At 59.3% G+C, this 24,680-nt stretch carries 23 protein-coding genes; 8 read left to right on the top strand and 15 right to left on the bottom strand.

Annotated features, from left to right (window positions below; translation table 11 throughout):
* Positions 1 to 253: 253 nt before the first annotated feature.
* Positions 254 to 1,495, top strand: coding sequence for an alpha-hydroxy acid oxidase (locus tag CAK95_RS00805; RefSeq protein WP_086086099.1), 1,242 nt, complete (start codon positions 254 to 256; stop codon positions 1,493 to 1,495).
* Positions 1,496 to 1,739: 244 nt separating this feature from the next.
* Here CAK95_RS00805 and CAK95_RS00810 read toward each other — a convergent pair whose 3' ends face one another.
* The 7 genes from CAK95_RS00810 to CAK95_RS00840 all read right to left on the bottom strand — a co-directional run bounded on the left by CAK95_RS00810 (position 1,740) and on the right by CAK95_RS00840 (position 8,995).
* The gene (locus tag CAK95_RS00810; protein ID WP_086086100.1) at positions 1,740 to 2,810 is read right to left on the bottom strand and encodes an Ldh family oxidoreductase; all 1,071 of its coding nucleotides are present in this window, start codon (positions 2,808 to 2,810) and stop codon (positions 1,740 to 1,742) included.
* Between the two features lie 58 nt (positions 2,811 to 2,868).
* Positions 2,869 to 4,368, bottom strand: coding sequence for a tripartite tricarboxylate transporter permease (locus tag CAK95_RS00815; protein ID WP_086086101.1), 1,500 nt, complete (start codon positions 4,366 to 4,368; stop codon positions 2,869 to 2,871).
* Positions 4,369 to 4,371: 3 nt separating this feature from the next.
* Positions 4,372 to 4,929 (bottom strand): tripartite tricarboxylate transporter TctB family protein, encoded by a 558-nt coding sequence (locus tag CAK95_RS00820; RefSeq protein WP_086086102.1) that lies wholly within the window; start codon positions 4,927 to 4,929, stop codon positions 4,372 to 4,374.
* Positions 4,926 to 5,885, bottom strand: a complete 960-nt coding sequence (locus CAK95_RS00825; protein WP_086086103.1) for a Bug family tripartite tricarboxylate transporter substrate binding protein — start codon at positions 5,883 to 5,885, stop codon at positions 4,926 to 4,928. Before CAK95_RS00825 ends, CAK95_RS00820 begins: the two co-directional genes overlap by 4 nt.
* Positions 5,886 to 5,986: 101 nt before the next feature.
* Positions 5,987 to 6,733 (bottom strand): GntR family transcriptional regulator, encoded by a 747-nt coding sequence (locus CAK95_RS00830; protein WP_086086104.1) that lies wholly within the window; start codon positions 6,731 to 6,733, stop codon positions 5,987 to 5,989.
* Positions 6,733 to 7,752 (bottom strand): amidohydrolase family protein, encoded by a 1,020-nt coding sequence (locus CAK95_RS00835; protein WP_086086105.1) that lies wholly within the window; start codon positions 7,750 to 7,752, stop codon positions 6,733 to 6,735. Before CAK95_RS00835 ends, CAK95_RS00830 begins: the two co-directional genes overlap by 1 nt.
* Positions 7,753 to 8,011: 259 nt before the next feature.
* Positions 8,012 to 8,995 carry an SMP-30/gluconolactonase/LRE family protein gene (locus tag CAK95_RS00840; RefSeq protein WP_086086106.1) on the bottom strand — a complete coding sequence of 328 codons (984 nt, stop codon included), beginning with the start codon at positions 8,993 to 8,995 and terminating at the stop codon, positions 8,012 to 8,014.
* Between the two features lie 302 nt (positions 8,996 to 9,297).
* Between CAK95_RS00840 and CAK95_RS00850 the strand changes: the two genes are divergently transcribed.
* From CAK95_RS00850 to CAK95_RS00860, 3 genes are read left to right on the top strand one after another with little or no spacing between them, the layout of a single operon-like run.
* Entirely contained in the window at positions 9,298 to 9,717 is a 420-nt protein-coding gene (locus CAK95_RS00850; protein ID WP_157699482.1) for a DoxX family protein, read from the top strand.
* Positions 9,718 to 9,746: 29 nt separating this feature from the next.
* On the top strand, positions 9,747 to 10,202 hold the full coding sequence (locus CAK95_RS00855) for a cupin domain-containing protein (RefSeq protein WP_086086109.1): 456 nt from the start codon (positions 9,747 to 9,749) through the stop codon (positions 10,200 to 10,202).
* 12 nt (positions 10,203 to 10,214) lie between these two features.
* The gene (locus CAK95_RS00860) at positions 10,215 to 11,135 is read left to right on the top strand and encodes a VOC family protein (protein ID WP_086086110.1); all 921 of its coding nucleotides are present in this window, start codon (positions 10,215 to 10,217) and stop codon (positions 11,133 to 11,135) included.
* Positions 11,136 to 11,237: 102 nt separating this feature from the next.
* Here the strand turns inward: CAK95_RS00860 and CAK95_RS00865 are convergent, their stop codons facing one another.
* Complete coding sequence (locus CAK95_RS00865; protein WP_086086111.1) at positions 11,238 to 12,560, bottom strand: NAD(P)/FAD-dependent oxidoreductase; 1,323 nt, start codon at positions 12,558 to 12,560, stop codon at positions 11,238 to 11,240.
* A 210-nt stretch (positions 12,561 to 12,770) separates the two neighbouring features.
* On the opposite strand from CAK95_RS00865, the gene cyoA reads away from it, so the two are divergent.
* The 4 genes from cyoA to cyoD are packed head-to-tail and all read left to right on the top strand — an operon-like array spanning position 12,771 to position 16,719.
* Positions 12,771 to 13,733 carry a ubiquinol oxidase subunit II gene (cyoA, locus tag CAK95_RS00870; RefSeq protein WP_245303576.1) on the top strand — a complete coding sequence of 321 codons (963 nt, stop codon included), beginning with the start codon at positions 12,771 to 12,773 and terminating at the stop codon, positions 13,731 to 13,733.
* A 20-nt stretch (positions 13,734 to 13,753) separates the two neighbouring features.
* Positions 13,754 to 15,787, top strand: coding sequence for a cytochrome o ubiquinol oxidase subunit I (gene cyoB / locus CAK95_RS00875; RefSeq protein WP_086086112.1), 2,034 nt, complete (start codon positions 13,754 to 13,756; stop codon positions 15,785 to 15,787).
* Complete coding sequence (gene cyoC / locus CAK95_RS00880; protein WP_086086113.1) at positions 15,784 to 16,404, top strand: cytochrome o ubiquinol oxidase subunit III; 621 nt, start codon at positions 15,784 to 15,786, stop codon at positions 16,402 to 16,404. The genes cyoB and cyoC overlap by 4 nt, the downstream gene beginning before the upstream one ends.
* The gene (gene cyoD / locus CAK95_RS00885; protein WP_086086114.1) at positions 16,405 to 16,719 is read left to right on the top strand and encodes a cytochrome o ubiquinol oxidase subunit IV; all 315 of its coding nucleotides are present in this window, start codon (positions 16,405 to 16,407) and stop codon (positions 16,717 to 16,719) included. It abuts the gene before it with no gap.
* A 37-nt stretch (positions 16,720 to 16,756) separates the two neighbouring features.
* Here the strand turns inward: cyoD and CAK95_RS00890 are convergent, their stop codons facing one another.
* The 7 genes from CAK95_RS00890 to CAK95_RS00920 all read right to left on the bottom strand — a co-directional run bounded on the left by CAK95_RS00890 (position 16,757) and on the right by CAK95_RS00920 (position 24,676).
* Positions 16,757 to 18,310 (bottom strand): GMC family oxidoreductase, encoded by a 1,554-nt coding sequence (locus CAK95_RS00890; protein ID WP_086086115.1) that lies wholly within the window; start codon positions 18,308 to 18,310, stop codon positions 16,757 to 16,759.
* Positions 18,311 to 18,321: 11 nt separating this feature from the next.
* Positions 18,322 to 19,089 carry an SDR family NAD(P)-dependent oxidoreductase gene (locus CAK95_RS00895; protein ID WP_086086116.1) on the bottom strand — a complete coding sequence of 256 codons (768 nt, stop codon included), beginning with the start codon at positions 19,087 to 19,089 and terminating at the stop codon, positions 18,322 to 18,324.
* 95 nt (positions 19,090 to 19,184) lie between these two features.
* Entirely contained in the window at positions 19,185 to 21,014 is a 1,830-nt protein-coding gene (locus tag CAK95_RS00900; protein WP_086086117.1) for a glycoside hydrolase family 15 protein, read from the bottom strand.
* Positions 21,015 to 21,353: 339 nt separating this feature from the next.
* Positions 21,354 to 22,067: an ABC transporter ATP-binding protein gene (locus CAK95_RS00905; protein WP_086091116.1), complete on the bottom strand. Its 714-nt coding sequence runs from the start codon at positions 22,065 to 22,067 to the stop codon at positions 21,354 to 21,356.
* Positions 22,048 to 22,812, bottom strand: a complete 765-nt coding sequence (locus CAK95_RS00910) for an ABC transporter ATP-binding protein (RefSeq protein ID WP_086086118.1) — start codon at positions 22,810 to 22,812, stop codon at positions 22,048 to 22,050. The genes CAK95_RS00905 and CAK95_RS00910 overlap by 20 nt, the downstream gene beginning before the upstream one ends.
* Positions 22,809 to 23,810, bottom strand: coding sequence for a branched-chain amino acid ABC transporter permease (locus CAK95_RS00915; RefSeq protein WP_086086119.1), 1,002 nt, complete (start codon positions 23,808 to 23,810; stop codon positions 22,809 to 22,811). The genes CAK95_RS00910 and CAK95_RS00915 overlap by 4 nt, the downstream gene beginning before the upstream one ends.
* Complete coding sequence (locus CAK95_RS00920) at positions 23,807 to 24,676, bottom strand: branched-chain amino acid ABC transporter permease (protein WP_086086120.1); 870 nt, start codon at positions 24,674 to 24,676, stop codon at positions 23,807 to 23,809. Before CAK95_RS00920 ends, CAK95_RS00915 begins: the two co-directional genes overlap by 4 nt.
* Between the last annotated feature and the right edge of the window lie 4 nt (positions 24,677 to 24,680).

Raw genomic sequence — 24,680 nt, forward strand, 5'->3', positions numbered from 1 at the left:
TAGGCTTCTTTCGAACCGTCACACGGTCTCTTTTTTGCGGGGCGACTTTCATACAGGAGAGGCACGAGCTGCAAATATCTATAAATGATCGCCGTATCATCAAAACTGATATCGTTGACGGCGCCGGCCCTCCTGTTGTTACAGGAGCGGTGACGGCAATTTTCATTGGTATACGGCAAGTGACATCAGACCTGATCGTTTGCGATCTCGGCGACGTTTCCTGTGCCGAACATCCATTAAGGCACTCATCTCGATGACCAAAGCTGTAACCGAGGCATGGGGAGCCGGCAGCGCCCAGGGCAAGGCCGCAAAGCGCCGCCAGCGCTATCCGACGTTGGCCTACCTGGAGAAAACCGCCCGCCGGCGCGTTCCACGCTTCGCGTTCGATTTCGTCGAAGCCGGCACCGGCGGTCATCTTGGCGTGCGGCACAACCGCGAAGCCCTCGACGGAATCCAGATCGTGCCGCGCTATGGTGCGGCCGCGTCCGTTTCCACGGACGTTGAGCTGTTCGGGATGCGCTACGCAACGCCGATTGGAATTGCGCCGGTCGGCACCGATGGCTTGATTTGGCCGGGCGCGACACTGGCGCTCGCGCACACCGCGGCAACAGCGCGTATTCCCTACATCGTTGGCACGCTGGCGTCCGCTTCGTTGGAGACGGTGGCATCAATTTGCCCCGACAGTTTCTGGTTTCAACTTTACGGCCTGCCGGCGAAAGATCACGCGGTCAGTTTCGATCTATTGAAACGCGCGGCAGCAGCGGGAGCGCATGCGCTTGTTGTCACGCTCGATGCACCGGTCCGGCCAAAGCGGCCAAAGGACATGCGCAACGGCCTTGTCGTGCCGTTCCGGCCGACGCCGCGAACCGTTTTCGATGTTGCTTCATCGCCGCTCTGGGCTTTGCAACTCCTGAAAGCCGGCACGCCCGGCTTTCCGAATGTCGAGCGATATCTGGGAACGAAACCGACACTTGCGGCATCGGCCGGATTCGTGCAGCGCGAAATCAAGGGCACGTTCAGTTGGGATGAAATGCGTCGTCTGCGCGATCAATGGCCACGCGCACTCGTCGTCAAAGGCGTGCTGCATCCTGGCGACGCCGAGCAGGCGATTGCGATCGGTGCCGACGGGGTCCTCGTTTCAAATCACGGCGGCCGGCAATCGGATGCCGCGCCGCCGGCCATCGATGTCTTGCCGGGCATTGTGGCCGCCGTCGGAACCAAAACGACAGTGCTTTTTGACAGCGGCATCCAGTCCGGGCTCGATGCCATGCGCGCTCTGGCCCTGGGTGCGCAGGCTGTTTTTTGCGGACGTGCTTTTCTTTTCGGTCTCGGAGCGCTGGGCGATAGCGGCAGCGACTATGTCGCCGATCTTCTCGCAGATGAACTGCGCGTCGCCATGGCCCAACATGGCGTTGCCACGTTCGGCCAATTGCGGAATGCGGAGCGAAGACACCCGAGCGCCTTCCGTTTCAAGAACGGTACGCCTCCGGTATAAGTCCGGCCAGTGACGCGACCGGTCCCCGCGTTGCCGAAGACTCTCTCTATGCGAAGGCACAAGAGACCTGTTCCACCGATCCCGAGCAAGGCTGCAAGAAGGGAATGACGCAGTTTCTGGACGACAAGACCTACCGTCCGGGTTTGGGCCATTATCGTCGCGATGGATAATCAAACCACGAAACTCATCACAATCGTGACGATGGAGCGCGAGTGAGCGGCCCGGCGGCAGCGCCGTGCCTTCTTCAGATCCGGTCGTCGAGTGATGCGACGCCCACCTCGTTGGCGACCGCTCGTAGACTGTCGAGCAGCGCCGTGGGACACGGCACTCCCTCGTGCAGACGCCGCGTCCGTGTCGCAAGCGCGCGATCGCCCGGAAGGCGGATCTCGTCAAAGCCTGGACGCAACTTTGATCCGGTCAGTTCGTCGCGGATGCGATCAACATCCTTTTTGAATTGATCCGGATCTCCCATCGCCTTGAGGTCGATGACAATCACTGTCTGCCCGGTATTCGTCGACGTCTTGTCGTCGGTGTTGAAATCGACCACCTCCTTGCCCATGGCTGCGCCATTGAGCGTCCCGGCAAGCAGCCCGATCATGAGCGCCAGTCCGTAGCCTTTCGGTCCGCCGATCGGCACAAGCGAACCGTGAGCTGCCTGTTTCGGATCGGTCAAAGGATGCCCGTCAGCATCGATCATCCAGCCTTCCGGTATGGCATCCCCGCGCTGCGCGGCGAGCTTCACTTTTCCATAGGCGGCATTCGTGGTGGCCATATCGAGCAGCACCGGCCCTCCCGAGCCGCCTGGCACGCCGATCGCGATGGGATTCGTGCTCAGCAGCAAATCGAGCCCGCCCCAGGGCGCCATGTGGTTTGCACTGCCGACGGCCATGTAGATGCCGATCATGTCGTGTTCGACCGGCATCATCGCATAAACGCCCGCAGCGCCGGCGTGATTGCCGTGGTGACAGCCCACACAGGCCACACCGTGCTGCGAGGCCAGCGCGATGGCTTCATCGACGCAGCATTTGACAACCAGATGGCCCATCGCATCGTCGCCATGCACGCGCGCGATACCACCGGAACGCCGGTCCACCCGGATATCGGGGTGGAGGTTGAAACCTCCCGCTTTCAGACGATCGATATAGCGCGGGAGCCGGAACACACCGTGTCCGTCGCTGCCGTGCAGATCGGCCTCGACCATCAGTGACCCGACCATGTCCGCATCCGTCACAGGCATGCCGTGCGCTGTCAGGACATCCGAAATGAATGCGCGCAGGGTTGCCGCGGGAAAGAGAAGAGGCGCTTTGACGTCCATGGGATTACTGTGGTGCCGAAAGGTAAGCTGACCGGGGCCCGGTCATGTCAGGAGGTTTTCAACTTGCGGCCGGTTGCGCGTCGCCACGGCCGCGCCAACGCAGCAGAAAGACGAGCATGCCGAACGTGAGCAGAATGAGCGTGACAGAAGCCGGACGCGCAAACAGCTCGCCCAATCCGGCCATCGAGGCGAACGCGACCGCGAGTTGGTTCTCAAGCGTCCGTCCAAGTACAAAGGCCAGCGCACAGGGAAGGACCGGTATACTCGCGGCGAGCATGATGGCCACCACGCAGGATGCCCCCAGCAGAACGTAGACCGAAGTGAGACTGTTTCCACTGGCGTAGCTGCCGAGGACCGCAGCCGCAGTCACGAAGGTCACGATCAGCCCCTTGGGCAGGCGCAATGTCAACGCGAACTGGCGCGCGAGAACCATCCCCAGGACCATCATGATCAGGTTACCGACGATGAAGCCGGCAAACAGTCCGTAGATCACCTGACCATTGGTGATGAAGATCAGCGGCCCCGGCGCAATATTGTGCATCGTCAATGCGCCCAGCATCACCGCGGCCGGCGCACTGCCCGGAATACCCAATCCGATCAGGGGAATGAGCGAGCCGCCGACCGTTGCATTGTTGGCGGTCTCCGCCGCCAACAGCCCCTGTTCCGAGCCCGCGCCGAAATCCGGGTCGCGCGTGAAGCGGCGTTCGAGCGAATGCGCCATGATGGGCGAGGTTTCGACACCGACCGCCGGCAGGATGCCGATTCCCAGACCGATCGTGGACGCGCGCAGCACGGTCCACTTGTGCGCCAATGTGGTGCGCAGCGTCTGCCAGAGACCAAAGCGGTCGCGGCCCAGAATGGGCTGCTCTCCCCCTTTCAGCGTCTCGACGGCCAGACGCATCACTTGCGGCGCGGCGAAGAAAGCCAGCAACATCGGCACGAGCGGCAATCCGCCGCGCAAGTCGGCGACCCCGAAAGTCAGGCGTTCGCCAACGGCAACAGGATCATAGCCGACCATCGCGAGCATCAGCCCGAGCGCCGCAGCGCCAAAGCCAGAAAAGAGATTCTGCGGCGATAGTAAAATAACCAGAAGCAGACTAAAAATGATCAGCAAAGCGTATTCCGACGGTCCGAAGCTGAGTGCCACGCGCGCAAGAGTCGGTGTCATGGTGATCAAAGCGATCGCCGAGAACAGCCCTCCCAGACCGGACGCGAATGCCGAGAGACGAAGCGCACGATTCACATGCCCTTTCTGCGCCAGGGCGTGACCGTCCAAAGCTGTCATCACCGACGCCGCTGTTCCCGGAATCCCAAGAACGATCGCCGAAATGCTGCCGCCATAGATGCCCGCCACGTAAAGACCGCTAAGCAGGATGAGCGCGCCGTCGGGCGGCATCAGGAAAGTCACCGGCAGAAAAAGAGCGATCGCGAGCGTTGCGTTCAGGCCGGGGATCGCGCCAAAAACGATACCGATGATGACACCGGCGATAGCTGCGAGCAGGCAATCAGGCCTGAACGCGACGACGAGTCCATCAAGCAGCGCATCCCAACCATTCATCGTTCAGAACCCGTGCAACGCTTCAGCAAATGCACGATCGATCGGCCCGAGCGGAAGGCTCACGTAGAGCGCACGCTGAAAGACCAGCCAGATCAGCACTGATATGATCGCCGCGACCGGCACAGTCACCCAGAGCCGCAATCGTTCCAGCGTCCATATCGATGCCGTGAGGGCCAGCATCGTGGCAACGAGGAATCCGATATACGGCAACAATGCTGCATATCCGATCCAGGTCCCGACAAACACGGCAAAGCGACGCCTGCGGGGCGCATCCAGGTCACGCACCAGGTTTTCGTCCCAACCGACCGACTGCGCGAACAGTGCGCGCAGCGCCGCAACTGACGCCGTGATCAATGCAAAGCCAGCGGTCAGCAGCGGGACTCCCTGATCCGGCCACAGGCGCAGACCTTCAATCGACAGGATATCGCGCAGCAACACACACGCGAGAAAAAGGATTGCGCAATGCGCCCCAATACGGACCCAGCGCGCCAGCGTCAGGGGAGCGGAGGAAGACCGCCCTCCCGCGAGCGTATTCTTCCGGCTCACCATTGAGATCGTCATTGGCTTTTCTGCGCGGACAGAAGCTTGGTGACGGCTGCCTGGAACTCAGCATATTTCGATTTGGCTGCCTTGTAGCCGATCGGCTCTACCTTGATGGTCTTCTGCAGAAACAGTTCCTTGCCCTGACCGCTGTTGAGGATGTCGGTCAGACTGTCGGCCAGGCAGGCCTTGATGTTCTCCGGCACGCCGCTCGGCGTGAGGATCACACGATAGGAGCCCCAGAAGTTGCGCCCGAACTCGTAACCTTTGGTACCGAGCGCCGGGATGCTCTCGTCTGCCCAGTAGGGAATATCGTTGGCGAATCCGATCGGCACCATCATCTTGCTGTCGAGATACTGTTTCGCTTCACCATAGAAGCTGGGCGCAAGATCCACCGAGCCGTTCAGCAGCCCGCCTAGCCGCTGCACCCCGCCCGCGAGCGGCACATTGGTCAGCTTGATGCCGTGCTTGTTCGCGAACATCTGGCCAAGCATGCCCTGTTCGCTGCCCGGCGAAACCGCATATCGCAGCGTACCACCGCCGCTCTTCGCCTTAGCAACGAGCGAGTCGACAGTCTGTCCTTTCATCGCCACGAACAGCCATGGATCGAAAGCGATGGCTTCAAGAACTTCGAGGCTTCCCGCCTTGATGCCGTTGCGCGGATCCGCATCGTTCAGAACTGCCGCGATCAGCGGCATCACACCGATCGTGTAGCCATCGGCCGGCGCCTGCGACGCGAGATAATTCTGGCCGGTTACAGTGCCCGCGCCGGTGCGGTTGGAGACGCGCATGTCCCAGCCCTTCACCGCCTTGGCGGCGGCGGCAAGCGTTCTGGACGCAATATCCACGCCCCCGCCGGCGCCGTAGGGAACCACGATCTCAATGGGCCGCTTAGGAAAATCTGTGCAGTCGGCCGCGTATGCGGAGACGCAGGTTCCGATCAAGCCGGCAATGGCCAGCGTAGATGCGAGTTTCATGAGCGTTGTCCTCCCCCTCGACGCACTTACGGCGTCATTTTCTGGACTCTTGTAGCTCTTATAACTCTTATACTAGACCTCGATTCTGCTGCGTCAAGCGATCAACCGCGATGAATGCGGTAGCTTTGGCCGGATGTATCGCAGCGGCTGACGCGCCACTCGACGGGGCGGCGTTGAAGCGCATAGGCAACGCGATCGATCTGCAGAAGTGGCGTGCCGACGGCGAGCTCGAGCAGTGCCGCGTCTTCCGGCTCAGCCCCGACAGCTCTCACCGTCTCATCGGCCTCCACGACCGTGACGCGATAGGCGACTTCATAATGGCGAAACAGGTGATCGGGCAGAGGCACTTCCGTGCCAAGTCCCGGCAGCAGCGCGTCGGAAACAACAACCTTTTCCACGATCATCGGCGTCTCGCGGAACAGACGAAGTCGCCGTAACCGCCTGACCGGAGCGCCCACGGCAATCGCGAGCCGGCGCGCCTCTTCTTCATTAGCTTGACCGAACTCGGCGCCAAGCAGTCGCGCCGCCGGCATCTCCTGGCGCCCGTCGTCTGCCACCATGTTGAAAAACAGAAACAGAGAGCGCCTGTCTTCCATCTCCGAAACGAAGGTGCCAACACCCTGCCTGCGGTAGAGTAGGCCCTCGGCGACGAGCGCATCGAGTGTTCGGCGCACCGTTCCCTGACTGACGCCAAATTCGCGCGCCAACTGAATCTCGCTGGGCAGCATTGCACCGGGCGACCAGACATTCTCGACCAGGCGCTTGCGGATAAGACTATCCACCATTTCGTAGAGCGGCACATCGCGCCGGTTCCGGTGCAAACGTCGAACTTCGCCGCGCGGCGCCACTACGCTGCCTCCGCAACAGATTGCATGGCGAGCATTCGCTCCAAAGCTCTGCAGGCAATCTCCGCTTCCGCCGCAGGCTCCAGTTTAAAGTCGCGCAAGACCGAAACGATGTCGTATTGCCCCATATCAAATGGGTAGTCGGTGCCCAGCACCACCCGCTGCGGCCCGACCTCGTCAATCAGGAAGCGCAGCGGCGAAGGTCCATGCAGGATCGTGTCGTAGATCAGCCGATCCAGAGCCTCTTTGGGATGTCCAGCGTGCTGTGCCTTGGGTTCGTCGCGCACATTCCAGCCATGGATGAAGCGGCCTGCCTGATAGGGCGTGAAACCGCCGCCATGCGACATGCAGAACGTAATACGCGGGTGTCGCGCCATCACCCCGCCGAATACCAAACATGCCGCCGCAATCGTCGTGTCGAGCGGATTACCGATGATGTTCTTGAGATAATAGCTCGTCTGACGATCGCCGCCCGCGACATGGACGGGATGCACGAGGATGAAGGCCGACAGTTCATTTGCAGCGGCCCAGAACGGTTCGAGCGCCGGATCGTCAAGATTGCGGCCGACAATGTTGGAGCCGATCATTATCCCGCGCAGGCCCTTTTCACGCATGGCCCGCGTCAGTTCATCCGCAGCCAGCGCAGGTGCCTGCATCGGCGCAGTCGCAAGCCCCGCGAAGGCGCGCGGATGCGCGGCGCACATCGCCGAGATCTGATCATTCTGAATTTGCGCGACCGCAAGCGCCGCTTCCGGCTCGGCGCTGTAAAGCAACGTCTGCGGGCAGACTGCGACAAGCTGCCTGTCGATACCGAAGCGTGCCATATCGGCAAGCCTGCGCTCCAGATCCCATGCGCCACGAGGAAACGGGCGGTAAGTCATGCCCGGACCCTCGAACACCGAAAAATCGTCATCGATCGGCGTCAGCTTCGGCGCAAGCTTCGGGGTCTCGCGCTGGAGAATTCGAATAGTCTCGATGTCGAGAACATGGGCATGAGCATCAAAGACGAGATTTTCGGACATTGACCTTTACTTTCAATCCTGTCGGTGCGGATCCGGCCGCATGCGCAGCGCAACCGATTTTCATTGTAATTCCAGCCGATTCCACACTCTTATATAACTTATATAAGAGCTATCAACAGAGCACGAATGTCAACAGGCAACCGCGAGCCAGCACGGTCCTCACGGCAGAGGCTGCAAGCATTTTACGGGAACGACTGCGATCTATTGGCAAAGGCGCTTGAACGCATCTATCGCCGCGGGACGCCTCATCCCTTGATCTTCAGGACGTACGAACGCCGGCCACCTGAAGCCTGGCTTGCCAAATCTGCGTGTCGCCGAGAATGAACAGCACATCATTGTTCGGCCCGCCGAAAGTGAAGTTAGCCACGCCCGGCGCCGTGATCTCGCCAAGCAGATCGCCCCCCGGCGTGAACACCTGCACGCCGGTTGCAGACGACGTGTAGACGCGCCCCTGCACGTCGAGCTTGATGCCGTCGGGAGCGCCGGGGCTGACGACGGCGAACAGACGCTCGTTACGCAAGTGGCGGCCGTCATGCACGTCGAAGGCACGGACATGATGCGGCAGCCCAACGTAATAAGTACCCGGAGCCTGATTGGCACCGGTGTCAGTGACGTAGAGAACGGATTCGTCCGGCGAGAAGGCAAGCCCGTTCGGTTTATTGAAGCTGTCCGCGACGACCGCGATTTCGCCCGTGGCGGGATCATGGCGATAAACGTATGCGCCGACCTGCGGCGCACCCTTGAAGCCTTGAACCTCGCCATAGTTTGGATCGGTGAACCAGACAGTGCGATCGCTCTTCACGATCACATCGTTCGGCGAGTTGAAGTGAAGTCCCCGCCATTGATCGACTACCGTCTCGACCGAGCGTGTCTTGAGATCCATGCGGCTGATGCGGGCCGGCATTTCGCGCGTGCCTTGCTCACAGATCACGAGGTCGCCGTCGCGATCGAGTGTCATGCCATTCGCCATGTTCGAGGAAGACCGCACTGTATCGAGCCCTTGCGCCTTGAAAGGAAACTCTTCGCCCACCAACTGCAGACGCTTGATGAAGATGTTCTTGGGCCCGGGCTCAGGTACTGTCGTGAAGTAGAGTGCATGCTCTGCGGCAACATACACCGGACCTTCATGGGCATTCGTCTCTATCAACACGGGTCGCTGAAAGCGCGAGCCGAGCACCGCGCGAAATTCATCGCGATAGACGGTGAACGTCGATCCGTCGTCATGATCGGAAGAATGTGCCATCGTGCCTGACCTTGTCGTAAGGATGGTAAAAGCAATCACAGAAGCAGAACTCTCCGCGACCAACGCTTACGAAGCTGACCCAATCATTAACAAAATCACCGCAGGTCGAACGAAACACGCCAAAGCCTCCTTGGACCACGAGCCAGCGCAACTCCTTGCTTTTGTCCACATAAAATTCGACTACCCGGTAGTCCCGTCCAGTAACTTTGATGCTCAGCTAACACCCATACCAGGGTTGTGATCCGCGCACGCTTCGCAGAAGATTTCAGATGTTCGCTAATTTATCGAGAGGAAGGCAATCGATGGACTGGCTGATCAACGATGCTCTACCGATACTGGCGCGGATTTTCATCGTCTGTATCTTCCCATTCAGTTTCATCGACAAGATCATCAATTGGGACAATGCGCTGAAGCAGGCGACATCAAGCTGGCTTCCCGGCGGCCCGGTTCTCTTGGTCGTCGCCATGATTGTCGAACTGCTTACGCCGCCGATGATCGTATTTGGAATCTATGAGGGCATCGCGGCATTCATTCTCGCCGGTTACTGCTTTGTCACCGGCATTGTCTATCACGCGTTCTGGACCTATCCGCGCTTCTGGTCGCCACAGAGCGAGGGTTATCCGCATATCTGGGATTTCTTCAAGAATTTCGGGCTGGTGGGCGGGCTCATCTTCGTCATGTATGAGAGCGGTTTCATCCAGTCGTTTGGCGCACTGGTTTGAGATCATGGCGATCAAGCGAGGGGCAGTGAATGGCAAATCCTGAAACTCCGAAGATCTCCTATTGGCATCTATGGACCGGCCATGACGGGAGCACGCATCAGACGCGCTGCGAGCTGACCAACTTTGATTGGCAGAGCATGGGCGGCAAGGCGGCCTCCCAGTGGAACAACCACCTGCTGTCAGGCGAGAACAGCCTCTTGTTCTGCGTCCTGCCGGTTGGCTGGAACGGAGACTGGCATGAAAATCCGAAACCTCAATGGTTGTCGGTCTTGTCGGGGCGCTGGTTTGTCGAATCGACCGACGGCACCCGCGTGGAAATGGGGCCAGGCGATCTCGCTTTTGGCGGCGATCAGAACGCCAAGCCGGATGCGCAAGGTCGGGTGGGGCATCGCTCCGGCACAGTGGGCGATGAGCCCTGTACGATCTTGATCGTCCAACTCGATCCCAAGATTTGGGCCGGCGCAAAACCCGGCGACTTCAAGTAGTGAGCAACCCCGATGCCGGTAACGCAGCTCATCGGGATTAGCGTCACGGTCGCCGACTTGGCGGGGACAGCCGCTTTCTACCGCAACTGGCTCAGACTAGAGGTTGGGCCTGAACAGATGCTGGAAGATCAGGCCTGGAACAGTCTGCTCGGACTCGCGCGAGGCACTCAAGCGCGCGCTACAGATGTCACTATAGGACAGCAGGTGATCACGCTCGTGGCGTTCGATCCGCCGGGACGGCCCTACCCTTCCGAGCGCGCCTCGAACGATCAATGGTTTCAGCATTGCGCGCTCGTCAGCAATGACATCGCGAAGGTCTGGGAAAGGCTGAAGGGCGGCTCGCCTGGACAGATCACAAAGGGCGCGCCGGTGACGCTACCTGCCAATACCGGTAACGTCACTGCATTCAAATTCCGCGATCCGGAAGGACACCCGCTGGAGCTGATCTCATTTCCGCCAAGCGTCGGCGATCCGCAATGGCAGAGCAAAGCCGCTTCGGGCATTGCCGGTTACGATCACACCGCCATCTCGATCATGGACGCCAACCGCAGCGTTGCCTTCTACACGACGCTGCTTGGCTTCAAGATCGCTGCCCAGTCATTGAACAAGGGCGCTGATCAGGATCGCCTCGATGGATTGACGGATTGCGAGGTCGATGTGGTGGCGCTCGAGCCCGCATCCGAGGTCACGCCGCATGTGGAGCTGTTGCATTATCGGATGCCGCCTGGCCGGACTTTGACTTCGGAGATGCGAGCCAATGATGTGGCGTCGGCGCGACAAATTCACAGGGTTGACGATCTCGATGCTCTTGTCGGGCGGCTTGAGGAAGAAGACGTGACCTTTGTGTCCCCAGGCGTGGTGACCTTGACGAGCGGCGGAAAGGCCGCCGCCATCCGCGACCCCGACGGGCATATGATCGTGCTCATGGAATGAGAGGAGAAATCCGTCCCGGCGGCCGCTCGCATGCCGCCCCAATGCTGCACACAGAGAGAGCCACATAACATTCGCTTGAGATGTTGATTGGCTTGACCGGTCTCATGCCTCCTCCCGAACACTGCTCTTGGCGACGGCTTCCGGCTTCACGTCCCTGATCCGGGCGCCGACGATACCAGTGATAAGCCGCGCCCCTCGCTGGAACGTGGCGAAACTCCAGGCCCAGTTCACCATCACCAGCAGGCGATTCCTGAAGCCAATCAGAAAATAAATGTGTGCGAAGCACCACAACAGCCAGGCGGCAAATCCGCTGAGCTTGATACGTCCAATCTGCGCCACCGCGCGGCTTCGCCCAATCGTCGCCAGCGTCCCGTAATCTCGGTATCGGAACGCTGGAACGGACTTTCCCGCGGCGCGGGCGGCGATTGCGTGCGCAACATAGTATCCTTGTTGTTTGGCAACGGGAGCCACGCCGGGAAGCGGCTTGCCCTCAGCGTCAACGCAAGAAGCGGTATCGCCGATGACGAAAATATGCGGGCGCCCAGGCAGCGAAAGATCCGGCTCGACTTTGGCCCGCCCCGCTCGGTCGCTCTCTGCGCCGAGCCATCGACTTGCCGGGGACGCTTCGACGCCCGCCGCCCACAAGATGGTCCTACTTTCGATCCGTTCGTCCCCCATGGAAACCCCTGCATCGTCACATCCGGTCACCTCGGTTCCTGAACGGACCTCGACGCCCAATTGCTCCAGCGCTTGCAGTGCGGAGCTTGAGAGCGATTCATCGAACTGAGTCAGAATGCGTGGTCCAGCTTCGACCAACACGATTCGCGCTGAGCGCGGATCGATGTTTCGGAAGTCCGATGCAAGCGCCCGTTTTGCCAGTTCGGCGATCGCCCCGGCCAGTTCGACTCCAGTCGGCCCACCGCCAACAACAACGAAGTTCAACAGCCTGCGGCGTTCGTCGTGATCGGGCTCGATCTCAGCCTTTTCGAACGCGAGCAGGATCCGGCGTCGCAGATAGGTTGCGTCATCGATTGTTTTCAAGCCTGGGGCATGCTGTGCCCAATCGGCGTGCCCGAAATAAGCTTGCTGCGCACCGGTTGCGACGATCAGGTAATCGAATGGGATACTCCGCCCCTCGGCGATCACCTGGTTACGCGCAACGTCGATCCCGGAAACATTCGCGAGAATGACATCCACATTGGGTTGGCGACGAAACACGGTTCGGATTGGTGACGCGATGTCGGCAGGCGATAGCGCCGCGGTTGCGACCTGGTAGAGCAATGGCTGGAATAAATGATAATTGTAACGGTCGACCAGCGTTACGCCGAACGGTTTGCCGGCCAGAGCCTTTGCCGCAGAGAGGCCGCCGAACCCCGCTCCGATGATGACCACACGGGGCCTTTGGATCGCAACTTCGGAAGCCATGACCGGTCTCCCAAACCGGAGCTTTCGATATCCGGCCTTTTCCAGAGGACAAAGTAGGTGGCGTGCCGCTCTTTGAACAGTCTGATGTGTGCCTAAGGGAAATCACGCAGACAAATGGTTTGGGATTTCCAATGAAAATGTTCCGAAATTTCCAATGAATCAGAAATCAACGCTGCTGATAACCACCGACTGCGACACGAGAGAGCATCATTGACCAGCGCGAATCTGTTTCAATACCGACCGCTCATGACAGACCGCGCTCAAGCGAACGATATGGACGCGATCGTGAAACAGGCTTTTACGCGCAAATCACGTCGAGTGGCGATAGTCGTCTGTGCTGCGCTGCCGGCTGGCGGCTGCGACCTGTCTCACTTTCCTGTCCTCGACCCCAAAGGTCCCATTACGCTGGCCGAGCGCGACTTCTTGTTGACTGCTGTCGTCCTGATGCTGGTCGTGATCATCCCGGTCTTCTTGATGACTTTCCTGTTTGCCTGGCGATATCGATCCTCCAATAGCAAAGCCCGTTACACTCCGGACTGGTGTTATTCCGCCATAACCGAGACCGTGATCTGGCTGGTTCCTGCGCTGATTGTCATCATCCTCGGCAGCCTCTTGTGGATCAAGACGCACAAACTCGATCCCTACAAACGGATTGATGCATCGGTCCGACCGCTGGAAATCGAGGTGATCGCTCAGGACTGGAAATGGCTGTTCATTTACCCCGAGCAGGGAATTGCGGTTGTCAACCAGTTGGTGTTTCCCAGCCAGACGCCGATCAGCCTGAAACTCACCTCGGATACGGTGATGAATTCCTTCTTCATCCCAGCCTTGAGCGGTCAGATTTATACGATGGCCGGCATGCAGACGCGGCTCAATCTGCTAGCCGATGCTCCCGGCCGGTTCTCCGGCCGGAATGCCCAATACAGCGGATCCGGTTTTTCCAGCCAGCATTTCCAGGCGATTGCCGCATCGCCGGAACAATTCGAAGCGTGGGTGGCGAAGGTCAAGCAATCGCCGAATAAACTGGACGATGCCACCTACCGCGCGCTTGCTGCGCCCAGCAGCCGCCACCCAGTAACCTACTATTCAACGGTCGAGCCGAACATGTTTCAAACGATCATCATGAAATATACCGGCGGCCACCAACATGCCAGCCACCCAGCCCGCGATTAGACCGGCACTGGAGCTCCCAAATGTTCGGCAACCTGACGATCGACGCGCTGCCATTCTACAGTTGGGTCGCCATGAGCGGTGCGTTGGTGACGGTGGGCGGGGCGTTGGCTGTCATGGCCGGAATTACCTGGCTCGGACAGTGGCGCAATCTGTGGAGCGAGTGGCTCACCAGCGTCGACCACAAGAGAATAGGCATCATGTATGTGATACTGGCGCTCATCATGCTGATGCGCGGTTTCATCGACGCGATCATGATGCGGAGCCAGCAGGCGATCTCGCTCAACTCTGACGGCTATCTGCCACCCGGACATTTCGATCAGATATTCAGCTCTCACGGCACCATCATGGTCTTCTTCATGGCGATGCCGTTTCTGACCGGACTGATCAATATCGTGGTTCCCCAGCAGATCGGGGCGCGTGACGTTGCCTTCCCGTTCGTAAACTCCGTCAGTCTTTGGCTCACGACAGCCGGTGCCGGACTGATCCTGGTTTCACTGGTGATTGGCAAGTTCTCGACCGCCGGCTGGACCGGCTATCCGCCCTATTCGGGAGTTGAGTACAGTCCCGGCGTGGGCGTCGACTACTGGTTATGGGCAATCCTGATCAGCGGCGTCGGCACGACACTGACCGGCATCAATTTTGTCGTCACGATCCTCAAGCTGCGCGCCCCCGGCATGAACCTGATGCGAATGCCGTTGTTCGTCTGGACGGCACTCTGCACCAGCATTCTGATGACCTTCGCCTTTCCCGCCCTGACCGTCGTGGCCTCGCTGCTGTGGCTTGATCGCACGATCGGGATGCATTTCTTCACGAATGCCGGCGGCGGCAACATGATGAACTATGCCAACCTGTTCTGGATATGGGGGCATCCGGAAGTCTACATCTTGATTTTGCCGGCCTTCGGCATCTACTCGGAAGTCGTTGCAACGTTCTCAGCCAAGCGGCTGTTCGGTTACACATCACTGGTCTATGCCACGGCGTCGATCGCGGTCCTGTCATTCACGGTCTGGCTGCATCATTTTTTCACCATGGGCGCGAGTGCGAACGTCAACGCCTTCTTCGGCATCGCAACCATGATCATCGCCGTACCGACCGGCGTGAAGGTTTTCGACTGGCTGTTCACCATGTATCGCGGCCGTATTACTTTCCATCCGTCGATGCTGTGGACACTGGGTTTCATCGTGACCTTCGTCATTGGCGGCATGACGGGCGTTCTGTTGGCGCTGCCGCCTGTCAACTATCTGGTGCACAACACCACCTTCCTGGTCGCGCATTTTCACAACATGCTGATCCCTGGTGCGCTCTTCGGATATTTTGCAGGCTATATGTACTGGTTTCCCAAGGCCTTCGGCTTTGAGCTGAATGAGCGTTGGGGCGTTCGATCATTCTGGTGCTGGCTGATCGGCTTCTACCTCGCCTTCATGCCGCTCTACGTCCTCGGCCTCATGGGCATGCCGCGCCGCATGGAGCATTACAACATAGCTCAGTGGCAGCCCTACCTGATCGTCGCCGCGCTCGGCGCGGCGCTGATCCTGCTCGGCATCATCTTTCTGATCGTCCAGCTCGTTGTCAGCGTCCGGCATCGACAAGGGACGGTCGATCTCAGCGGCGATCCATGGAACGGACGCACGCTGGAATGGCTGACGTCATCGCCGCCGGCACCCTACAATTTTGCTGTCGTGCCCGACGTGCGCGATATCGATGCCTTCCATGACATGAAAAAGCGCGGTGTCGCCTATCGCAGGCCCGACCGTTACCAAGACATCTATATGCCGAGGAGTACTGGCGCCGGCGTTTTCCTCGGCGTTCTTGCCTTCCTGCTCGGTTTCGCCATGGTCTGGCACATCTGGTGGATGGCCATCGCATGCACGATCGGCATGTGGGCTGTGATCATCGCCCGAACTTACAATGACGACACCGAATATCGCCTGTCGGCCGCCGACGTCGAGAAGATCGAAGACCGGCGTTATCAGGCTCTGGCAAGCGCCGCACGGAGCCGGAATGTGATCGCTCCCGGTCTTTCAGATCAACCGGTTACGGAAAGTCCGACATGAGCGCCGAAGCAATCGTTGCGACCGCGGACCCGGCAGCCTCTGAACCGGGGACCTCCGATGTGTATGAGCATCGGGCGTTCGGATTCTGGCTTTATCTGATGAGCGACGCGATTATCTTTTCGCTGCTGTTCGCGACCTACGTGGTGATGGCCTCCACCGGCACGGATGGCGGCCCCACGGGACGGACCTTGTTCAGCCTGCCGCACGCCTTCGGCGAAACCCTGCTGTTGCTGTTGAGCAGCCTCACTTTCGGCCTTGCCTCCCTGGCGATGAAATCCGACAAGCGGGCGGCAATGCTGTCGTGGCTACTTGTTACGTTCGTGCTGGGGCTGGGGTTCGTGCTTATGGAGATCCGCGAATTTTACGGCATGGTGCAGGTCGGTGCAGGCCCGGACCGCAGTGGATTTCTCTCAGCTTTTTTCACGCTGGTCGGCACTCATGGGCTGCACGTGACCTTTGGTCTAATCTGGATCCTCATCATGGCGAGCCAGGTCATTATCAAGGGGCTGACCGCACCCGTCGTCTCACGCTTTTTTCGGCTGGGCCTTTTCTGGCACTTCCTGGATATCGTCTGGATCGGCATCTTCTCCGTCGTGTATCTTCCGGGAGTCCTGTGAATGAACCAATCCGCCGGCAACACGCACGGGTTAAGGACCTATCTTATCGGCTTTGTGCTCGCCCTGAGCCTGACTGCAATTCCATTTGCGCTCGTTGCGACGAATGCGCTGCCGAAGTCGTCCACACTGATCATCATTGGCATTGCCGCCATCATCCAAATCCTAGTTCACTTGCGCTACTTCCTGCACCTGGATTTTAATTCGACGCCGCGCGAGAACCTCCTGGCGATCATGTTCGCCACCATTCTCATCGTCATCATGGTCGGCGGCAGCTTCTGGATCATGTTCGATCTGCATCGCCGAATGTTGACATGATCAGGCAACAATACATCAAACTCCTACCACCGCCCGCTCACGACAGTCTCTGCAAGAGGTGATCGCCCACGCGGATTGCATTGGCAATTGCCGTGAGGGACGGATTCACCGCTCCGATGCTGACGAAGAAGCTTGTATCCACGACATACAGATTGTCGATCTCATGCGCCTTGCAGTTCACATCCAATACTGAAGTTTTGGGGTCCGTTCCGAACCGGCATGTCCCGGCCTGATGCGCGCAGCCGGCGATCGGAATCTCCGTCTTCATGTAGATGTTGCGCGGGATAAGATGGTCGGGATGCATGCCCAGATGATTCAGCATCGACTTGAGCTTGTCGTACAACTTTTGCTTTGGCACCTGGTTGTTGGGAGTGTAACTCAGCGTCAGGTTGCCGGACTTGTCGACAGTGACACGATTTTCCGGATCGGGTAGATCTTCCGTTGTGAGCCAGAAATCCACAGTGTGATCGGCAAGCTTGTCGAGCACGCCCATCGGAAGCAGCGCGGTTTCGATCGGCTTCTCGCCCCGATACATCGGGCCCAGAGACTTGCCGATCATCTGGATGTTACCCATCGGGTAATCGAACCCATCCATTCCAAAATAGAAATCGTTCAGCGCGAGCGTCTTCTGGAATATGGTCGGATTGGGCTCGCGTGAGATCGCGAGCACGGCCTGGCTGTTGTGGAAGATATAGTTGCGTCCTACCTGATCCGAGCCATTGGCAAGCCCGTTCGGGTGCTTGTCATTGGCCGACATCAGCAACAGTTTGGCGGTGTTTGCCGCTCCGCACGAGACGACGACGATATCGCCACGGAAAACCTCCTCCTCTCCGCCAACTTCGGCGACAACCTCTGTGACAGCCTTACCGGCGGTATCCGTCCTCAACTTGAGCGCGGTTGCGTTGCGGAGCAACGTCACGTTGGGGAATTCGAGGGCGGGCCGCACGGCCACAACCTCTGCGTCTGATTTGGCATGCACCAGACATGGAAAGCCGTCACAGGTCTGACAGCGGATACACGTGCTGTATGCCATGTTCCGCTCGTCCATCATCACCGCACAGGGAGCGGGGAAAGGATGATAACCGGCCGCTGTCAGGTCATCGAAAAGTTGCTGAATGCGTGGTTCGTTAGAGACGGGCGGACAGGGATAGGGTCCACTGGCGGGAGGTTCGGTCGGATCCCGGCCCCTCAGGCCGTGGACATGATACATCCGCTCGGCCTTCGCATAATATGGCTCCAGCTCTTCGTATTGGATCGGCCAGGCGGGGGAGATGCCGTCGTAATGACGCAACTCGCCGAAATCCTGCTGCCGAAGACGATACAGCGCCGCGCCGAACATCTTGCTCGCGCCGCCAACGTAATAATGCACCTGTGGCTGGAACGGCCGGCCATCGCGGTCGTACCAGGTGTCGGGCGTAATATAGCGGTTCTGCTCGAAGACTGCTGACACATCCCAGTTTTTCGCCTCGCGCTTGAGCCAGTCGCCGCGCTCGAGGATCAGGATGCTCTTCCCCGAAGGTGCGAGGTGTCTGGCGAGCGTGCCGCCGCCTGCACCGCTGCCGACGATGATGACGTCAAAGCGTTTATCCATACCGATCCCCGCTAGAGACCGACGCTGCTGTGCATGATGCCGCCATCCGCGAAAATTGTGGTTGCGGTGAGATAGCTCGCGCCATCCCCGGCCAGGAAGCCGACAACACTGGCAATCTCTTCGGGGCGCGCCATACGTCCCAGCGGAATCGCGGCATCCAATTGCGCAAGCTTGGCTGGATCGTTCATCGTGCTGAGATTGATCGGCGTCGCAACAGCGCCCGGACCGACCCCCACGACAAGGATGTTGTGGCTGGCAAGCTCAAGACCGGCAGTGCGTGTGAGCATGCGCATGCCGCCTTTGGCAAGGCAATAAGCGGTGTTGCCCGGCATTGGCCAATCCTCGTGAACCGATGTGATGTTGATAATGCGACCGCCATCGCCTTGCTTGATCATCTGTTTGGCTGCGATTTGCGTACCGAAGAAGGCGCTCTTGAGATTGACGTCCATCACCTTGCCGTACTGAGCCTCGGTCGTATCCAGGACAGAGGTACGCGTTTCGATGCCGGCATTGTTCACCATGATATCCAGGCGACTGAACCCGCTCACGGCCGCATCCACGAGCTTCTGCAGATCAGCGATCTTGCTCACATCCGCCTCGACCCCGATAGACTTGCCGCCAAGCTCGGCGATCTGCCGCTCAAGCGCATCGGTCGCGGCCGGGTCAACGACATAGTCTATGACAATTCTGACACCTTGCCGCGCCAGTTCGAGGGCAATGGCCTTACCAATCCCGCTATTGCCACCCGTAACAATCGCCACCTTGTCTTTCAGCGCCATGATCGCTCCTCGATGATCGAGCTGAGGTACCGTTTCCCGACATGTGGCCGGCCAAAAAGACGCGGCTGAACCTGTATGCCGGTGTCAGCGAAGCTTCACGCATCAGTTGGCCCTCCTCGCGCACGCTGTTGTGCGGGGCCAATATTATGCAGATTCAACGCAGTCCCGATCAGGGCAAGATGCGAGAATGCCTGCGGAAAATTTCCGACCTGCCGCTTTGCTTGGGGGTTATATTCTTCCGCGAGCAGTCCAACGTCGTTGCTCAGCGATAGCAGACGCTCAAACAAGGCGCGCGCTTCCGTGTCACGTTTCTGAAGCGCGTAGTTGTCGGCAAGCCAGAAACTGCACGGGAGAAAAGCCCCTTCGCCTGGCGGCAGTCCGTCCACATTTGTCCCTGTCCGGTAGCGTAGAACAAAGCCATCGACGAGCAATTCACGTTCGATGGCTTCGACCGTTCCGCATACGCGCGGATCGGTCGCCGGCAGGAAGCCCATAACCGGGATCAACAACAGATTGGCGTCGAGATCGGTACTGCCGAAACTCTGCGTGAAAGTATTGCGGTTTGAATCAAAGCCCTGCGCGCATATCTTGGCATGCATTTCGTCTCGAACCTGCCGCCAACGGTCCAGCGGACCATCCAATTTAAATCGCTCTGCATCACGCAATGTACGGTCAAGCGCGACCCATGCCATCACCTTTGAAAGGGTGAAATGCCGCGGTCCGCCTCGAACTTCCCACATGCCCTCATCAGGTTGAATCCAAATTTTCTCCACATGCTCAATCAGCGTTTGCTGCAAGGCCCAGCCGGAGGGTGCGGGTGCAAGTCCATTTTTGCGCGCCTGGAACAGGGCATCGATAAGTTCGCCAAAGATATCAAGCTGAAACTGATCGGATGCCGCGTTGCCGACACGCACTGGGGACGAGCCTTCATAGCCGGGCAACCACGAGACTTCCCATTCGTCCAGCTGGCGCTCACCTCCAAGACCGTACATGATCTGGGTCTGATCAGGACTGCCGGCCGCACTTCGCAAAAGCCAGTCGCGCCAGGCACGCGCCTCCTCGACGTAACCTGCGGACATCATCGCCATCAACGTCATGGTGGCGTCCCTGACCCAGCAGTAGCGGTAATCCCAATTGCGCGGTCCACCCAGTTGCTCAGGCAGCGATGTGGTGGGCGCCGCGACGAAGCCGCCGGTTTCTGAGAAGCTCAGGGCTTTCAATGTCAGCAGCGACCGTTGCACGGCACCATTCCATTCGCCTTTGTAGGTGCTTTTTGCAGACCAGTTGCGCCAGAAGCTTTCGGTTCTTTCAAGCATCGGCCGCCAATCCAGGGGCGCCGGGGCAGGCAAATGCGAAGGGCCGTAACTCATCACGAAAGCGATAGATTGTCCGGCCGCCACATCGAATTGAGCTGTTGTTGCGAGATTTTCACTCAGAAGATCGACCGGTGCACGCAGCACCACCTTGTTCGGTCCGGCGACGGCACTAAGCCCTGAATTATCCTCAAGTTTTGTGACCCATGGCACTGATCTGCCGTAGTCGAAGCGCAACGTCATCATCAGTTGCATCGCGACCTTGCCGGATCGTCCTTCGACGATGCGGATCACCGATGGACTGACCTGCCCTAGGGGCATGAAATCGATCACCGCGACGCGGCCGTCTTTGGTTTCGAAAATTGTCTCCAGCACCATGGTGCTGTCGCGATAGCCACGTGTGATGCGCGGGGCGGGGTCCGCGGGACAAATCTGCCAACGTCCATGTTCGGACGTACCAAGAAGGGCTGCAAAACATGCGCTGCTATCGAAGCGCGGCCAGCATAGCCAGTCGATCGAACCGTTGCGGCCAACCAGGGCTGCGGTTCTGCAATCGCCGATCAACGCATAATCTTCAATAGCAAGCGGGCCGTCGGCTCTCCTTGCAGTCATTGTCACGTTCCAGACTTAGGGGTGGGTCACGTTACCAATGCTGGCACGCACCACAACAAGGGCTCAGCACGGTTTCGGCCGGCCCCCATCTCCTGCCACAACGGCGATGGAATCGGCCAGGTGACATCCCGCACATCGCCCGCGGATTGCCTCCATTGAGCATCCTGCGACGACTTCGCCAGACAGTGGGTTAAAGCGCGGGTAGACCGAGTTGCGCTCTGGGAATCGGGTTAACGACGGGTAAATACAGCGTGAACCGAGCAGGCATTGCCGTATACATTTGATTTGCTGGTGGCGCATGAACATAACAGGGTCCACGCCTCCCCGTGTTAAGGTCTGCTAATGAATGCCGACCCCGACGAGACGATCCACCAGCGCCCGATCGGCATGCAGCGTTTCCGGCAGCCCGGACCAGCTGAGTCGTCCACGCTCCATCACCAGCACGTTATTAGCGAAGTCCAACGCGCGTTCGATCTGCTGCTCGACCAGAACGATGGTCACTTCATTGGTGGACGCCAGTTTCGCCAGCAACGCCATCAACTCATCACAGATGACGGGCGCAAGACCTTCCAGAGGCTCGTCCAGCAACAGGATCGAGGGCTTGCCCAACAGCGTCCGGGCCATCGTCAGCATCTGCTGCTCGCCGCCGGATAATTGCTTGCCATAGTTGCCGCGGCGTTCACGTAATCGCGGAAACATCGCATAGGCCTCCTCGAGCGCGGAAACCGGCCTCCCCTTCAGACCGGCGCGCAGATTCTCCTCCACCGTCAGCGAAGCGAAGATGTCGCGTGTCTGCGGCACGTAGCCGATCCCAAGATCGGCGCGCTTGGAGGTGCGTTTGGTCGTCACATCCTCCTCACCCATCCTGATCTCTCCGCCATGACGCGCCGTCAGGCCCATCAGCGTCGCCAGCAGCGTGGTCTTGCCCATGCCGTTGCGGCCGAGCACGGCGAGACGATCACCCGCTTTCACCGAGAACGAAACGCCCTCGATAATCCGCGTTGGCCCATAACCCGCGCTGAGATTTTCGACGTCAAGCGGTGCGGCGGGCATCGGCATAGCTCCCCAAATACGCACGGCGCACGTCTTGATTGGCAGTGACCTCGTCAGGCGATCCTTCGAAAATCAGCCGACCCGCCGCCAGAACCAGTACGCGCCTGGCAAACTTGAACACGAGATCCATATCGTGCTCGATCATCAGCACGGCGATATCGGCAGGCAAACGATTGATTGCCGCAAGGATTCTGGGCGCCTCGTCATGCGGCACGCCTGCGGCCGGCTCGTCGAGCAGCAACACCTTCGGATGCAGCGCGAGGCCAATGGCCAGCTCGATCAGACGCTGTTGGCCGTAAGCAAGCTCGACGACCTTGCGATAAGCGTGCGCGTCGAGACCAAGATTGCCGAGGATTTCGCTCCACTCGGCGCGGACTTCCGGCAACTCCGTCGCGCTGGAGAAAAGCCTGCGTGAGATCCGCTTGCGCTGCATGATGGCGAGCGCAACGTTATCGGCGACCGTGAGATTGGCGAACAGCCGGGTAGTCTGGAATGTGCGTACCAGTCCGCGGCGCACCCGCTCGGGAATGCTGAGACCTGTTATCTCGTCACCTTCCATAAAGAATTGCCCCTCACTCGGCGCGATATCGCCGGTGATCAGATTGACCAACGTGGTCTTGCCCGCCCCATTCGGGCCGATCAGCGCGACACGATCGCCGGCAGCCAGTTTGAAATTGACGTCCCGGGTCACGTGCAACCCGCCGAACGCGCGCGAAACGTTGCGGGCTTCGAGAAGATCGCTCATGCGGCGCTCCCCGGCTGCCTCAAGCGGGAGATCTGCGACAATAAAGGTTCGATCAGACCGCGCGGCGCGAAAACCACGATCAGGATGAGCAGCAGGCCAACCATCGTCATCCAGTGGAACGGATTGGCTGCAGCCACGATATGCTCGAAGATCAGGAAGACGATAGCCCCGGCGAGCGCGCCCCACAGATGCCCGGCGCCGCCGAGCACCAGCATGACCAGCACTTCCGCCGAGCGCTCAAAGCTGACGCTGTCGAGCCCGACCACGCCGGTGCTCATCGCTGTCAGTGCGCCGCCGACGCCAGCAACCGCGCCGGCAATTCCATACATCAGGACAAGGCGCGGATAAATCGAGACTCCGATCATCTTGGCGCGCAAATCGTCATCCTTGATGGCACGGCACATCAGCCCGAACGGTGAATTCACCAGACGCTGCAGGAGGACAAACACAATAATGAGTAGGCTCATCGAGAGCAGGAATGCGGTGCGGCTGTACAGGTCGAAGCTGAAAATGCCGAACACCTTGCCGGGCGTAATACCCGAAAGGCCGTCGCTGCCGCCGGTAAGCCACGACAGCTTGTTGGCGAGACCGGCGACCAATTGCCCGATGGCGATCGACAGGACCAGTTGCGGCAAGGCACGAAACCGCGTGATCAGCGCGCCGGAGATAAGGCCCATCAGCGCGCCCGTGACAATGCCGACGCCCAGCAATGCGATCGGATCGGTCAGCCCCCGAATGCAGGCGATGCCGACCGCATAGGCGGCAACGCCGAACAGAGCGGCGTGACCCAGCGTCGCGATGCCGCAATAACCGGTGACGAGGCAGAGTGACAGGACGAGAAATGCAATGCCGATCAAGCGCGTGAGAAACGCCAGATCTTCCGGGAACAGAAAGTAGCCGATCGCGCCGAGGCCGGCGATGGCCAACGCACTGAATGCCTCCTGCGCGAAGGGCAAGCTGCGCCGGGCCGGAACTTGGTTCATGACGACATCGCTCATGCGTGGGACTTTCCAAATAGGCCGTGTGGAAACACGAACACGATGCCGATGACCGCAAGGTAAAAGAAGAATTCGCCGAATTCAGGCGCGAGATATTTGCCGGTGGTATCGGCGAGACCGAGCAGCATGGACGCCGACAGCGCGCCGACGATCGAGCCGGCTCCGCCGACCGAGACCACGACCAGGAATGTCACCATATAGCGTAACGCATAGAATGGCTCGATCGGCAGGATCTCGGCGCCAACCACGCCGCCGAATGCGCCAAGCCCGATCGCCAGCGCGAAGGTCGCCGCATAGATGACCTCGGTGCGAATGCCCAAAGCGTCCGCCATGTTGCTGTGATCGACCGCCGCCCGCAATTTGATGCCGAATTCGGTTTTCTCGATCAGCAGCCACAGCGACAGCGCCGTGACGAGGCCGCAGGCGATCACAAACAGCCGGTGCGTCGGCAGCGAGCGAAAGCCGATGTCAAGCGGACCATTGAGCAGCGGCGGCAGCGGGATCGATTTCAGGGTCGGACCAAACACGAAGTTAACGACGCCGATGATGAGGAAGGTGATGCCAATGGTCATCAGCACCTGCATCAACGGATCGGAATTGCGATAGATGCGGCGGTACAGCAATATTTCGAACGGGATCGAGACCAGAATGGTACCGACCACCGCGATCAGGATCGCGACACTGTAATGCATCCCCAGATCGCGAAGCGCATAGGACGCCAGATAGCCGCCGATCATGGCAAAGGCGCCATGAGCGAGATTCACCACACGCATCAGACCCATCATGATCGACAGGCCAATGGAGATGATGAACAGCACCATGCCGTAGGCAAGGGCGTCGGTCAGGATGCTGAAAACAAGACGCATAAGT

The sequence above is a fragment of the Pseudorhodoplanes sinuspersici genome (assembly GCF_002119765.1).
In the GTDB taxonomy this organism is placed as follows: Bacteria; Pseudomonadota; Alphaproteobacteria; order Rhizobiales; family Xanthobacteraceae; genus Pseudorhodoplanes; species Pseudorhodoplanes sinuspersici.

What these genes read in the sequence shown, in the direction of transcription:
- CAK95_RS00805 (WP_086086099.1), top strand. Translation starts at nt 254, where the DNA reads ATGACCAAAGCTGTAACCGAGGCATGGGGAGCCGGCAGCGCCCAGGGC.
- CAK95_RS00810 (WP_086086100.1), bottom strand. Translation starts at nt 2,810, where the DNA reads ATGGACGTCAAAGCGCCTCTTCTCTTTCCCGCGGCAACCCTGCGCGCA.
- CAK95_RS00815 (WP_086086101.1), bottom strand. Translation starts at nt 4,368, where the DNA reads ATGAATGGTTGGGATGCGCTGCTTGATGGACTCGTCGTCGCGTTCAGG.
- CAK95_RS00820 (WP_086086102.1), bottom strand. Translation starts at nt 4,929, where the DNA reads ATGACGATCTCAATGGTGAGCCGGAAGAATACGCTCGCGGGAGGGCGG.
- CAK95_RS00825 (WP_086086103.1), bottom strand. Translation starts at nt 5,885, where the DNA reads ATGAAACTCGCATCTACGCTGGCCATTGCCGGCTTGATCGGAACCTGC.
- CAK95_RS00835 (WP_086086105.1), bottom strand. Translation starts at nt 7,752, where the DNA reads ATGTCCGAAAATCTCGTCTTTGATGCTCATGCCCATGTTCTCGACATC.
- CAK95_RS00840 (WP_086086106.1), bottom strand. Translation starts at nt 8,995, where the DNA reads ATGGCACATTCTTCCGATCATGACGACGGATCGACGTTCACCGTCTAT.
- CAK95_RS00850 (WP_157699482.1), top strand. Translation starts at nt 9,298, where the DNA reads ATGGACTGGCTGATCAACGATGCTCTACCGATACTGGCGCGGATTTTC.
- CAK95_RS00855 (WP_086086109.1), top strand. Translation starts at nt 9,747, where the DNA reads ATGGCAAATCCTGAAACTCCGAAGATCTCCTATTGGCATCTATGGACC.
- CAK95_RS00860 (WP_086086110.1), top strand. Translation starts at nt 10,215, where the DNA reads ATGCCGGTAACGCAGCTCATCGGGATTAGCGTCACGGTCGCCGACTTG.
- CAK95_RS00865 (WP_086086111.1), bottom strand. Translation starts at nt 12,560, where the DNA reads ATGGCTTCCGAAGTTGCGATCCAAAGGCCCCGTGTGGTCATCATCGGA.
- cyoB (WP_086086112.1), top strand. Translation starts at nt 13,754, where the DNA reads ATGTTCGGCAACCTGACGATCGACGCGCTGCCATTCTACAGTTGGGTC.
- cyoC (WP_086086113.1), top strand. Translation starts at nt 15,784, where the DNA reads ATGAGCGCCGAAGCAATCGTTGCGACCGCGGACCCGGCAGCCTCTGAA.
- cyoD (WP_086086114.1), top strand. Translation starts at nt 16,405, where the DNA reads ATGAACCAATCCGCCGGCAACACGCACGGGTTAAGGACCTATCTTATC.
- CAK95_RS00890 (WP_086086115.1), bottom strand. Translation starts at nt 18,310, where the DNA reads ATGGATAAACGCTTTGACGTCATCATCGTCGGCAGCGGTGCAGGCGGC.
- CAK95_RS00895 (WP_086086116.1), bottom strand. Translation starts at nt 19,089, where the DNA reads ATGGCGCTGAAAGACAAGGTGGCGATTGTTACGGGTGGCAATAGCGGG.
- CAK95_RS00900 (WP_086086117.1), bottom strand. Translation starts at nt 21,014, where the DNA reads ATGACTGCAAGGAGAGCCGACGGCCCGCTTGCTATTGAAGATTATGCG.
- CAK95_RS00905 (WP_086091116.1), bottom strand. Translation starts at nt 22,067, where the DNA reads ATGCCCGCCGCACCGCTTGACGTCGAAAATCTCAGCGCGGGTTATGGG.
- CAK95_RS00910 (WP_086086118.1), bottom strand. Translation starts at nt 22,812, where the DNA reads ATGAGCGATCTTCTCGAAGCCCGCAACGTTTCGCGCGCGTTCGGCGGG.
- CAK95_RS00915 (WP_086086119.1), bottom strand. Translation starts at nt 23,810, where the DNA reads ATGAGCGATGTCGTCATGAACCAAGTTCCGGCCCGGCGCAGCTTGCCC.
- CAK95_RS00920 (WP_086086120.1), bottom strand. Translation starts at nt 24,676, where the DNA reads ATGCGTCTTGTTTTCAGCATCCTGACCGACGCCCTTGCCTACGGCATG.